The organism is Micromonospora sp. NPDC005298 (assembly GCF_040607375.1).
In the GTDB taxonomy this organism is placed as follows: Bacteria; Actinomycetota; Actinomycetes; order Mycobacteriales; family Micromonosporaceae; genus Micromonospora.
The window spans coordinates 14544-26661 of sequence record NZ_JBEXGP010000003.1; the positions used below are offsets into that span (position 1 = coordinate 14544).

The window sequence follows — 12118 nt, forward strand, 5'->3', positions numbered from 1 at the left end:
CGGGCGCCCCTCCGCCCCGGCTACGCACACTACTCGCCGCTACCTCGCCGCAACAGGTTATCGTCATCAATATCTCGCATGCCGGCGGGCAGGTCCCACGAGGGGGACCATCGCGGCGAGGCTGCGCCGCTGTGGCCGTGGCACAACGCCGTGACCCTTCGAACGGGCCGGCGCAGCGCACTGGGTGAGGTCAGGACTTCCGCAGCGGACGGGACGGCTCGCGCCGCGGTGGCGCAGAGTTCAGGTCTCGCCGAGCTAGTCAGTGGCCGGCACGGGGTCGCCTTGTTGACGTAAGCCGGGCCGGGGTGGACCACCTCGACCCAGCTGCGCCGGGGATCGAGCCCTCCGGCGTATCGAGCAGTTAGTACTGCAACGGCAGTTGGTCAGGGGTAGCCGTGTCGTCGGTAGTGGCAGGTTCGGGCTTGGTGTTGGCGTCGTCGGCGCCATCGGGACCAGGCCCAGACGTGCTCTGGTGGGTGCGTTGATCGGACTGCGAGTGCGGTGAGCAGTCTTCGGATCTCCGGTACGGTGTAGCCGATCATCATGTCGTCGCCTGAGCTGGGTCCCCTTTTGCGGTAAGGGATCGGGCGACCGACAGCCAGGCGTGGGCGGCCATGGACAGGGTGATGTGGGCGTACCAGGCCCGCCAGTCACGGACCTGGTATTCGTCGAGGCCGGCTTCGTTCTTGGCCTGTTGGAAGCACTCCTCGATCGCCCAGCGTGCCCCCGCGATGCGGGCCAGGTCGACCAGGCGGGTGCGGCGGGGCCCGTAACAGACGTAGTACGCGATCTCCCCGGTCGTCATGCTGCGCCGGGCGAGCAGCCAATGCCCCCGGCCCGGTTGCCAGCAGATGCGCACCGGCACCCGCGCCCACCAGTATTCGCGCGGGCCGTGCGCACCGGCGCCGGCGGACAGCCGGCACCACGCCCGCGCTGGCAGAGCAGCGATCAGATCGTCCGCGCGGGCCTGACCCATCGTGGTGGTGATCATGTCGTCGTTGCGGCGGGTGGCGACCACATAACCCACATCCCGGTGTTCCAACCAGACCCGCAGGGATTTCGACTGGCCGTAGGCCTCGTCCATCGTCACCCACCCGACGGGCACCCCGGCGTCCAAGGCTCGGGCCAGCATCTCCCGGGCCATCTGGACCTTCGTGGCGAACTGCACCTCGTCCGGGATCCCCGCGTCCCGGCACCGATCCCGGTCATGGGTCCACGACGCCGGGAGGTAGAGCTGCCGGTCGATCAGCGCGTGTCCCTTCGCCGACCGGTAGGCCAGGAACGTCCCCACCTGGCAGTTCTCCGTCCGACCAGCGGTGCCCGAATACTGGCGCTGCACCCCGGCCGACCTGGTGCCCTTCTTCAGGAACCCGGTGTCATCGACGATCAACACACCGTTCGAGTCGCCGAGGTGCTCGACGACGTAGTCCCGCACGTCGTCACGGACCGCGTCGACGTCCCAATCCGCCCACCGCAGCAACCGCTGCATCCCGTCCGGCGACACATCCCCGGCCTGCTCAGCCAAGGTCCAGCCATTCTTCCGACCCAGGCCCGACACCAGGCCGCACAGGTACTGACGCACCCGCAGCCGTGGCTCCGACCGCCGAAACCTGGGCCCGATCCGGGCATGCAACCGGTCCAACTCACCATGCCAACGATCGACATCAACATCCGTCACAGGCAGACCAACGAACGCGAGTCGAACTCGATTCGCCTACTGCCGTTGCAGTATTAGTCGTCGACGGCTGGACTCAGCCGGACTAGGCCGGACAAACGACAACGGCCCCCGATCAGCATCTCTGCTGGTCAGGGGCCGTGTCTGCACCTGGTGGCGGGTAGAGGATTCGAACCTCTGTAGCTTTCGCGACGGATTTACAGGGCGTCAGCGTTCCGTTCGGACGTAAACCGCGTGAGCAGCCGTTTCGCTCCTGCCACACGCTCGTTGCTGCTCGGCTGCCCACCCTTTGCCCACGCCCCGCAGAGTCCCGACGCTCCGAACCGCTCGGCCAGCAAGCGCCGTGAGAGGCCAGCGCAACGATAGGCCTGCCACGTCAAGCTCCCCGAGCGAAGGCTGCAACCACCTCGTGAGTAAACCGAGCTCCCTTTAGGCGGTCACGAGTTGGCATTTGCCCGCCCGCAAGTTCGACGATTTTGGTCGCGACAGCTCGGAAAGTGTTAACGCAATCGTTGCTCTTTAAGGACTCGACAAGCTGCATGCTCTGCGAGTCGATTGACCGCTGATTCAACTGAGCCGAATGGCCACCTAGGATGTGATATTTGTAGGCCATCAGCAGGTGGTACCTGATCGGCTTATAGTCAGCCTCCAAGGACCCCTTAAAGGCGGTTTCGAGACGGTACGCCGCATAGGCCGACGCGACGTACGGAGCAAGGCGATGCTCCTCCCTGAATACCTCGCGCCCGCCAACCTCTTCATAAAGGTGCTGCGGGTACCGAGCCGCCAAGTGAGGAAGGTTGAGGAAGGTTGCAGCAACCGCCCGCATTTGCTCACTAATCGTAACGATCCTAGTGCGCGTAACGGCCTTGAAGTAGAACTGACCAGACCTTCGCTCATATGTCAAACCGACGCTGAGTTGGTCTTGCTGATAGTACTCCTCAAGGCGCTTCTGGAAGTTCGTCAGCGCCAGTAGATCACTATCGCTGACCGCGGTCTGAGAGTTCGTAGCCCTGATGATCCGTGTCGCGATGTCTTGATTCTCGGTCACGACGATCCGGAGCGGCACATATACAGAGTCACTGACGTCGGCACCCATTTCTGACGCGGCAAGATGTATGCAGTGACTGGTCTGGCACCCATTGACAATCTGGTACCCAGACAACGTCACCGCATCGCCAGGCTTGGGCGAGTAGGAGGTAGCCACCACAGTCACGCCATTATTAAGCACCGGCAGCAGTGCACGCTCCGGAGATGCCAGCGTCTCGGAGATTTGGAGGTTCACGGGGTTGTCGTTCCCTTTGAACCCACGGACGTTGTCGTAGAACACCGGCTCATCCAACGAACCGTCATCGTCGCGAATCAGCTTCAAAAGCTCACTAATGGTCACGACACCGAGGATTGCCTGATCAATGTCAGGCATCTTAGGGAGGTTTATGGACTTCTCAAGAATTATGTCTGCGCGGTTCGCTTGATTCCTCCGCCTTGCAGCTTCGTACAAGCCCTTGGAACCATAAAGCGCGAACTTCACGTCCCCTACAAACCCGAGTTCACCTATCGACCGCTTAACATCCTCCACCCGATCGAGGGCAATGCGATCACTAAGAGACGCTTCGCTTGCCGTCGTCACGAAAGACAGGTTAACGGACGGACGGTCTTCCAGCTTGCCCGCATAGTCGTCAAAAATCCGATGGAGCGCCGCAGATAAATCTCGCAACTTAGAAAACTGAGGAGGAAGTCGGTTCTCAAGAATCATCCTAGCGGTATTGCCGAAGTTCAGGATCTCGGCAGACTCCACCGATGTCGACGACTTGGTTTGCAGCAAATGAACCGCTACGTCAAGGCTGCGCTTGTTTTGGCAGGCGGCGTCGATATCATGGGCACTCGTGATCAACTCGCCATTGATCTCCAGAAGAGCGACGTCCACGCCGAGCGTGCCGGGATCAAGCAATAGATCTGATATCTCGGTCTGCCCAAGAAGGCCAGACGGGAGAATCAACGTCGCCGCGAATAGCTCGAACGCGTCGGACTCCGACATCATTTCAAGCTCGAAGGACTCCCGGAAGTCCTTAAAGAGGCCCTTGATAAGGGGATCCATGTAACCTCTCCTGAAAGGCTGAAGACGCCTGCTGCAACTGCTCCACGGTACTCAAGAAACACTTCGCCCGACAGAGGGAAAGTGGATGCAAATGCGGCCAATATCTGACTGACATCGCGTTACAGTAAGGCTGTGCCGATCTTGTCGTTCATCGTGTCGTCGCCGCCGTCGATGCAGTTGGCGTAGACCCGGAGCAGGACGGCGACGCCGTGGCCCAGGCGCCGAGCTACCTCGGTCGGCGGGACGCCGGCATTCAGCCAGAGCGAGGCCGCCGCGTGCCGCAGGTCGTAGGGCCGGCGTACGAGCGGCGAGGCAACCTGCGACTCGGTCAGCGTCTTCTCGCGGGCCAGCTTCCACCACCGGTCGTAGACCGACTCGGAGAGCGGCCCACCGTGCAGGCCCCGGAAGAATCGACCGTCCGGGCCGACCCCGTGATTCTCGACGTGCGCGCACAGCAGCTCGACGAGCCGGGGCGGGATCGGGACCGCCCGAGTCTCAGCCCTCCCCCGGTGCTTGAGTCCGCGCCGCTCGTGGGAGCCGCCGTCATCGGTCCATCCCGCCGGGCACCCTTTGCCGACCGAAGGCGCCCTAACCGCCGAATTCCGGGCCGCCCGCGGCACGATTCGTCAGGCCATAGCCGTACTACGCGAGACAGGCTTGGTGGCCACCGAGCACGGCCGCGGAACTTACGCGAATCCGCTCTGGCGCGTGGGCGGAGCGGACGGAGGTCCCGAGACGGAAACACAACAGCGCCAAGTCACAGCCGATCCGGAGCTTGCAACCCTTTTCGCTGTTGAAGTGGGCTCAGCGCTGCTCGAACAACAGAGTGTCACTCGAACAGCCGGAATCGTCAAAACGGTCGTCAGAACGTACCGACCGGTTCCGACAGTCAAGTAGAGGCGCCCGAATTTCGGGACATCGCCAACGTGGCTCACAACGGGCCGCCTACACCGCCGCTTGGGTGCTCGCCTGCTACTGCCCTGTGTCGACTAGCCACGGGAAGACGGGTAGCCGGCAAAGTTCCTGAGGGGTAAGAGGGGTGGCATCAATGGCTACCAGCCATCATTAAGAGTAGCCTCCAGTAAAGTCACGGCAGCTGAGGTATCAGCAGCCCCTTGGGAGAATGCTCGCCATCCAGCTTCGGCCTCCAAGGCGTCGGCTTCCTCTACTCGGGGAACAAACAGCGACTCGACGTCCCACGGGTTCATGTGGTCAATCACCGAGCCGAAAGACAGGGCGTTGATCTGCATCCGCGTCTGCCGAGCAGCAAGCGCCAGCCAAAGAGCACCCGGCCGGACGCCCGGACGGGGATTAAGCCGCATCACGTCGTTGCTTGCCAGCCATCCGTCGCGATCTACGGTTACCAAGGCTACAGTTCCCTGCCGCCCCTCAGAGCGGCCCACCGCTCCAAAAACTGTCATGCCGGCCGAAATTTCGTACTGTGCTGGATCGCGGAAGGAGCGGTCAGAGACATGGCGGAGGTTGACCGGTTCGAGCTGGAGCAACTGCCGCCCAGACAGGATTGGGCGCCCGTGGTCGGGTGCCACGTAATACCGCTTGTACCTAGCGGGCAACAGGGCTTCGGCAAGGTCCCCGCAGCGCAGGCCAGAAGAGGTCCGCAACTGCTCCCGTGCAGCTACGACCAGTGGGTCGTAATACGCAGCATCCAGCCGATCACCGACATCGGCAACCCTCACCGTCCACCCCTCACGAGGCGGCTTCGTTCGTGACAAAACCGGCAGACTCTCCTCCTGTTTAGCCAGAAGGCGAGTCAAACGGACGCGACCCTCTGCGGCTAACTGGATGCCACTCGCCATTAGCTGTGCTACATGCTGTCGGACTTCACCTGAGACCATGGGAACAGTTACGCCAGCAACATCCGCGACGGTCAGGTGGTCGATTACAGAACCGCTTTTACCTCGCCGAAGCAACGCCTGCCCCGTGGGTGTCTTCAGAAAGGCGAAGAGGTACATTCGCAACTCTTCGTCGGCGACTTCGATACGAATCATGTCGTGACTCAGGGCGAATTGAGAAAGATACTCATCGACGTATGCGCACGGGCCCAGATTGCGCCCCGAGCAGGTTTGCAACAAGGTCCCAACCCTTGGCCGCAGTCGCTCTAAATCGTCATTCCGACTCAGTGACAACCGGTCAGCAGCCACCGGCAAGTACTCGAAGGAATCATAAGGGCGAAGGTACGGCAGTCCAGGCTCTGAAACGGCCGCAAACGCTCGCGCGAATCGGGGAGGAGCCCAAACGCTCGCGATTTCGCCGACGCGGGTCATCGACACGCCCGCAGCCTCTAGGGCTGCTACCTGCTCACTAGCGGCAACGCCGGGCGAAGTGAAGAAATGAGCATCGAGGCGGTCGTATGCCAAGACAGATCGCGATCTGACGGTGGCTGTATTCACCGCTGTTCACCAAGCCAACGGAGGTAGGCTGTCGCCACGTCTGGAAGCTCGTCGTCGACCTGGCGCTCCTGCACCTCCGTCGACCGCAACACCTCCTCGCCGGTAGACGGATCAATTTCCGCAAACAGTTCTTGGCGCGTCACTAGAACGTCGTCACCGGTTTCAGTTCTCCGGAAGACGACGTTGCCGCGCTTGTCATGCCCAACCCGCTCGGCGATGGCCATGAAGATTGGATACTCCAGGTGCCCAGCAGCGGCAGCTGCCTTCTCATCGGGGGAAAGCCGGCGGGCGAGAACCATCGAGGTCTGAGTGTCATTCTTCGGCTGGAAGAGCTCACGCGCCATGTCGACAACGGCGAGGACTTGCACATTGGCCGCGAGCCAAGTCCGAACGTATCCTAACGCTGGATTATTAAGAATTCCATTCGGGATTACCAGAGCAAATCGACCGGTTCCAGGCTTGAGCAGCTGGACGCAGCGCTCGATGAAGAGAATCTCGGGAGGCTGATTCTTCTGAAGTACACGTCGACCATGCTTATCTACCCGCATCTCCCATCGGCCATCAGATCGCCGATCCCACATCGCGGCCAGATCGTATTGATTCATCACCTCTTCGTCGTCAATCACGATGTTTGCTCCGAACGGCGGGTTGGCCACCACAGCGTCGAAAGACCCGAGCCGCACCTGAGCGGGTGCATCATCGCGCCACGTTCTCGGATTGGCGAGGCTGTTGGCCTGCCACAGTCCGCCGGAGCCGTCATTGTTCATGACCATGTTCATCTTCGCTGCGCGTACGAGACCTGGGTTGAGGTCCATACCGTGGACCCGCTGCGACAGGTACTCGTTCCGAGCCCGATAAAGCTCTTGACGTTCCTCGTCAGTGCCTCGGGTCGGATCCATCCACTGCGCCCGCTCCTCTTTCTCAATATGGGCAAGCGCGTGGTTCATCGCCGTTATAAGGAAGCCGCCCGTCCCACAGGCTGGATCAATGACCCTCTCATTTGGCTGAGGATTAAGCATCGTGACGGCCATGCGGCAGGCATTGCGAGGAGTGAAGAACTCACCGCGGTCTCCCCGCAGGTTGCTGCCGACGATCTCCTCGTAAGCAACACCCTTCACATCCACGGGAGAAGCTAGCAGCGAATAGCCTTGTAGTTGGCTGACGACGAACGCAACTACGTTCGGCTTGAGGTCGATGTTAGAGTCCGAAGCAGGGAAGATGGCACCATACTTTGCAAGGACCTTGGCCTCGAATAGGCGTTGAATCCGCGCCTTGGCAGATGCGGCGCTTGTAGCGCTTGCACGCTCGCTGGCGGTCGCATAGAAGTCGAGGCGTCGAGATCGCTCATCCTCGATCTTGCAGAAGATGAGTTTCAGCAGCTCCCAGAAAGCGTCAGGCTTTTGTTTACCTTCGGTGCCCGCAATGTAATTGTGGCATCGACGGAAAGCGAACAGAAGGTTATCTGCAGTTGCCGGCTTGAGATCCTTGCGCTGAGGGCGCTGGGCGTCCTCTTCACTCTGGCCAAGTGCGGGAATATCAATGATTTCTTCAAAGGTGAACCCGCCGGCGCCATCGGCACGCTTTGCCAAGCAATACTGCTCGTCGCCGTTGGTCCACAGACCGTACTTGGCGTTCAGGCATGCGGCGAGGTAGCTGCGCAACTGATCAATGCCGTCGGTGCGGCTTGCGGGGCTGACGCCAGCTCGCTTGGTCTCCACCAAGATGAAGGCGTTCTCTTGTGCATGGGTTGCCCCGGGCAGGAACACCACCACGTCAACCCGCTTGCGGGATGATCCAACCTTCACCGCAAACTCGGGCGCGCAGTCTCGGGCATCGTACTTGTACTGACGTACCAGAGCCTTTTCGAGGTTCTGCCGGACGTACTCCTCGGGCGTGTCCCGCAGGTGGCGGCCTGTCAGGAAGTCGGCGACCTTCCCCTCGGGAACCGTGCCGGTCCGGATCGTCACGGGCGGGGCAATGGATGCGCTCATACGGTCCGCGGTCCTTCATGCAGATAGGGGGCAACCGTACGTTACAGGCAAGATCGCCAAATCCGGTAACGCGCCACGGCCCCACAGGCCGGTTCGGCGGGACCGCATCGGCTCCCAGCCGCCGTCGCGCCTGCCCGACGACCGGGATGCGTGAGGTCATGCGACCTCAGCGTTGGAGACCTTGTCATCTGCCCAGTCGTCGATGAGGCGGTTGACCAAGTAGTCGTACACGGGCTTCAGGGCATCAGGGGGCAGATCAGGATCTGCAAGCCTGGCATACATGGCTCGGATGCGAGCGTCACGTACCTCGCGAGGATCGTTGTTGGCCGGGCCGGCAAGGTACCGGCGGAGGTCAAGGGCGTCCCGGACGGTGTCGAGAAGCTGAACGATCCTGAGTGATCGTGTTAGACCCTTGGCCGTCACCACCACCATGGGGGTCATCGTTCGAGCGTGATGAGCTTCTGCGTAGGCGACGAACAGATCGTTCGGCGCGCCGTCGACATGGGCGATGGCGCCGGCGACCAGGCCGACGCAAGCATCGGCAAGACGAACAGGTGAGCGCCGTGTCCACGGGTCCGAGGGACGCTCGGTGAGAGTCCCATCAGGCGTTACATGTCGCAGCAAGGACGCCGGGTTCGCGTGTACGAAGTAGGTCGAGGTAGGCACGTACAGCCGCTCATAGAGGTCGCTGACTGCGGATCCGCCGGTCTCTGTATCAATCCGCTCCGCCATCTGCGGGATGGTTGGGATCCCCGTGGACGGAGCACCCAGGGCCGCGAGAGCTTCTTTGACCACCTCGCGAGGAACAATCCCAGCCCTATCCAGGAAGGCCAGGAGCTTGCTACCTGCCCTGAGGTGCTCTGTCTTTAGGCGAGCAACCACGCCGGGGCTGTGCAGGCAGTACAAAGCGAGGATGCAAGCTTCTAGTGAAGATCTACCCAGCAGGGCTGCCGCCTCACGCTGACGACCACGTACGGCTCGCCGGGTCTGCTTCTGAAGCCAAAGCAGGCGTAGCAGAGCTAAGCGTGCTACGTGAGCAGCGGTAGTTGCGTCATCTGCCGGCCAGGGCTCACGAGTCGCCAGGCGACGAGCGGCCTTGCGGACGCGCCACCGCCGCACCGGGTCCGGATAGGGCAACAGACCACGGACGACGGACGCCACGACGGCGCGCATGATCGGACTCACACTGGGAGGGTGCCAGGCGCCAGCCTCATCTGGCACGCCATATTGCACGACGCCGTCCTACAGCTTGTGCCCATAGACGGGAGCGAGCGACAGCAACGCCCCCGCGTGCTTAGTCTCCGCTTGCCCTCATGTGTGACCCTCGCATGTTGCCGATTTCTTCTGTTCTGGATCAAGGCGCCGCGCTACGCGCGGCGCCGGCGGTGAGCCGGCCGGCGGCAAGCCGCCCCGGCCGCCTCCGGCGCCGGGGGCGGAGAGCCACCGACTGCCGCCGGACCGCCGCCCCGAACTCCACTGATCTAGACACAGGACGACCACGGCCAGGCGGCACGGAAGCCAGCAGGTCGACCTGATCGAGGGTCAGGGCTTCCGACTGCCGCGCCAGTCCAACCCCAGGACTGGCTTGCCCCCGGGCTACCTCCGAGGCCAGGTAAGCCCCGCGGCAGCCTCAGCCGGTGCTCCAGGCGCGATCACGCCAGGCCGGCAACTTCCGGAGCACGGGCGTTCGCAGCTCCCAGAGGAGCACGGAGAAGCAAGATCGACCTGCCCACCATCTGCCCACAACCAGTCATTAACGGCTGGACTCAGCCGGACTCGGCCAGACAAACGACAACGGCCCCCGATCAGCATCTCTGCTGGTCAGGGGCCGTGTCTGCACCTGGTGGCGGGTAGAGGATTCGAACCTCTGTAGCTTTCGCGACGGATTTACAGTCCGCTCCCATTGGCCGCTCGGGCAACCCGCCAGGGCACCCCACCGCGTCGTAACGCGGCGGCGGAAGCAAGGATAGCGGCTCCCCCCGGTGCCGACGCAACCGGGTACGGTCAGGGGGTCGTGCCGCTGGTCGGCGGCCGGCAGCAGGCCCAGACCGCCGGACAGCAGGAGTATCAGCATGGCAGCGAACCCGTCGTTCGACATCGTGAGCAAGGTTGATCGCCAGGAGGTCGACAACGCCCTCCGTCAGGCGGAGAAGGAGCTCTCGACGCGGTTCGACTTCCGTGGCACCGGCGCGGAGATCTCCTGGTCGGGCGAGGAGGCGATCGGTCTTCAGGCGGAGACCGAGGAGCGGGTGCTCGCCGCACTTGACGTGTTCAAGGAGAAGTTGGTCAAGCGGAACATCTCGTTGAAGTCGTTGGACGCGGGCGAGGCGCGTGCGTCCGGCAAGGTGTTCAAGATTGACTGCAAGGTGATCCAGGGCATCGAGACGGACAAGGCCAAGGCGATCAGCAAGAAGATCCGCGACGAGGGCCCGAAGGGTGTCCAGGCGCAGATCCAGGGTGACCAGTTGCGCGTCACCGGCAAGAAGCGGGACGACCTCCAGGCGGTCATCTCCCTGCTCAAGGGTGAGGATTTCGGCGTCGCCCTCCAGTTCGTCAACTACCGCTAGCCGCCGGCTGTCAGGCGACGACCCGGTACCAGTGCGCTGTCTCGCCCGGGATGGGTGCGAGCCGGACCTGGTCGCCGCCCGGGTCGTCGAAGATGCGTACTCCGTCGCCGAGCAGCACCGGCGCGAAGAAGATGAGGATCTCGTCGAGCAGACCGGCCCGGAGGCACTGCTTGGCGACGTCCGCGCCGAGCACGTTCACGTACTTGTCGCCGGCGGCCTGCTTGGCCTGTGCGACGGCGCTGTGCAGGTCGCCGACGAACGTGACGTCGGCGGGCGGTCGGGCCGGCGGTTGGTGGGTCAGGACGACCACCGGGCCGTGGTACCGGCCGCCGAAGGCGCCTTCGTTGTCGGTGCCCCGGTTGGGGTCGTCGCCGCCGAAGGTGCGGTTGCCGGCGAGGATCGCGCCGACGTTGGCCAGGACACGGTCGGCGGTCGGGTTGTCGATCGTGAGGTGTTCGGTCAGCCAGGACATGTCCCCGCCGGGGCCTGCGATGTAGCCGTCGAGCGACGCGGTGGCCGAGTAGAGCAGCTTCGCCATGGGGTCAGTCTGTGGCCACCGGGGGCATCGCGCCAGGGCTTGCATCCGGTACCCGGGTACGGGCTTACCGTCGGATGGTGACCGACGCACGAGCAGTGGACGACACGTGGATTCCCGGGTCCTGCCGCCTCCCGACGGCGGAGCGGCCCGTCCGCGTCGCCGAGTTCGACAGGTTCTTCGCCGGGTCCGTCAGGTGGTTCGACCGGCCGTCCGCTGGGCATCTGCGGCTGCACCTGGCCGGTTCCGAGGCGGTGGAGCGTGCCGCGCGGGACCTGAGCGCCCGGGAGTCGGCGTGCTGTTCCTTCTTCACCTTCGAGATCACCCGGGACGGTCCCGACGCGGTGACCATGGAGGTGCGGGTGCCGGCCGCGCACGTCGGCATCCTCGACGCCCTGGCGGAGCGGATGCGACCGCGCGGTACGCCGGCACCCGACGGGTCCTGGTTGCGCAGCGGCCGGTTGGCCGCCGAGGCGGGGGTGAATCCGCAGACCCTGCGCTACTACGAGCGTCGTGGTCTGCTCAGCGCGCCTCGGCGTTCGCCCGGCGGGCACCGGTTGTACCCGGTGGAGTCGGTCACCCGGCTGCGGGTCATCAAGACGGCGCAGCGCCTCGGCTTCACCCTGCACGAGGTCGCCGACCTGCTCGACGCGGGGCAGCGCCGGGGCGGACTGTCGGCGCGTACCACGGCGAAGCTGGCTGAGGTGGAACGCCGGTTGGCCGACCTGACGGCCGTCCGCGACACCCTGCGGGCGGCTGTCGAGGCCGGCTGTGACGACCTGGTCGCCTGCGCCGGCAGCTCCTGCTGTCCGCTGCCGTTCCCGGACGCGTAGCCCGCCCCGGT

General features: G+C 63.5%; 10 protein-coding genes and 1 tRNA gene. 3 read left to right on the forward strand and 8 right to left on the reverse strand.

What is annotated here, in order from left to right:
• Nucleotides 1-541: 541 nt before the first annotated feature.
• The 3 genes from ABZS77_RS09060 to ABZS77_RS09070 all read right to left on the reverse strand — a co-directional run bounded on the left by ABZS77_RS09060 (nt 542) and on the right by ABZS77_RS09070 (nt 4390).
• The gene (locus ABZS77_RS09060; RefSeq protein ID WP_354819643.1) at nt 542-1642 is read right to left on the reverse strand and encodes an IS701 family transposase; all 1101 of its coding nucleotides are present in this window, start codon (nt 1640-1642) and stop codon (nt 542-544) included.
• Between the two features lie 409 nt (nt 1643-2051).
• Nucleotides 2052-3770: an AIPR family protein gene (locus ABZS77_RS09065; RefSeq protein ID WP_354819646.1), complete on the reverse strand. Its 1719-nt coding sequence runs from the start codon at nt 3768-3770 to the stop codon at nt 2052-2054.
• 119 nt (nt 3771-3889) lie between these two features.
• Nucleotides 3890-4390, reverse strand: coding sequence for a tyrosine-type recombinase/integrase (locus tag ABZS77_RS09070; RefSeq protein ID WP_354819648.1), 501 nt, complete (start codon nt 4388-4390; stop codon nt 3890-3892).
• Between ABZS77_RS09070 and ABZS77_RS09075 the strand changes: the two genes are divergently transcribed.
• Complete coding sequence (locus tag ABZS77_RS09075) at nt 4341-4667, forward strand: GntR family transcriptional regulator (protein ID WP_354819651.1); 327 nt, start codon at nt 4341-4343, stop codon at nt 4665-4667. The two genes, ABZS77_RS09070 and ABZS77_RS09075, sit on opposite strands and share 50 nt — an antisense overlap.
• A 155-nt stretch (nt 4668-4822) precedes the next feature.
• Here ABZS77_RS09075 and ABZS77_RS09080 read toward each other — a convergent pair whose 3' ends face one another.
• The 4 genes from ABZS77_RS09080 to ABZS77_RS09095 form a co-directional block, all read right to left on the reverse strand.
• On the reverse strand, nt 4823-6061 hold the full coding sequence (locus tag ABZS77_RS09080) for a hypothetical protein (protein ID WP_354819654.1): 1239 nt from the start codon (nt 6059-6061) through the stop codon (nt 4823-4825).
• A 116-nt stretch (nt 6062-6177) separates the two neighbouring features.
• A complete protein-coding gene (locus ABZS77_RS09085; RefSeq protein ID WP_354819657.1) occupies nt 6178-8172 on the reverse strand; it encodes an N-6 DNA methylase in 1995 nt (664 codons plus the stop codon).
• A gap of 156 nt (nt 8173-8328) precedes the next feature.
• Nucleotides 8329-8904: a hypothetical protein gene (locus ABZS77_RS09090; protein ID WP_354819660.1), complete on the reverse strand. Its 576-nt coding sequence runs from the start codon at nt 8902-8904 to the stop codon at nt 8329-8331.
• 1109 nt (nt 8905-10013) lie between these two features.
• Nucleotides 10014-10097, reverse strand: a tRNA-Tyr gene (locus tag ABZS77_RS09095).
• 147 nt (nt 10098-10244) lie between these two features.
• Here ABZS77_RS09095 and ABZS77_RS09100 point away from each other — a divergent pair.
• A complete protein-coding gene (locus ABZS77_RS09100) occupies nt 10245-10739 on the forward strand; it encodes a YajQ family cyclic di-GMP-binding protein (RefSeq protein ID WP_354819663.1) in 495 nt (164 codons plus the stop codon).
• 10 nt (nt 10740-10749) lie between these two features.
• Here the strand turns inward: ABZS77_RS09100 and ABZS77_RS09105 are convergent, their stop codons facing one another.
• Nucleotides 10750-11277 carry a dihydrofolate reductase family protein gene (locus ABZS77_RS09105; RefSeq protein WP_354819665.1) on the reverse strand — a complete coding sequence of 176 codons (528 nt, stop codon included), beginning with the start codon at nt 11275-11277 and terminating at the stop codon, nt 10750-10752.
• A gap of 77 nt (nt 11278-11354) precedes the next feature.
• Between ABZS77_RS09105 and ABZS77_RS09110 the strand changes: the two genes are divergently transcribed.
• On the forward strand, nt 11355-12107 hold the full coding sequence (locus ABZS77_RS09110; RefSeq protein ID WP_354819668.1) for a MerR family transcriptional regulator: 753 nt from the start codon (nt 11355-11357) through the stop codon (nt 12105-12107).
• Nucleotides 12108-12118 lie beyond the last annotated feature (11 nt).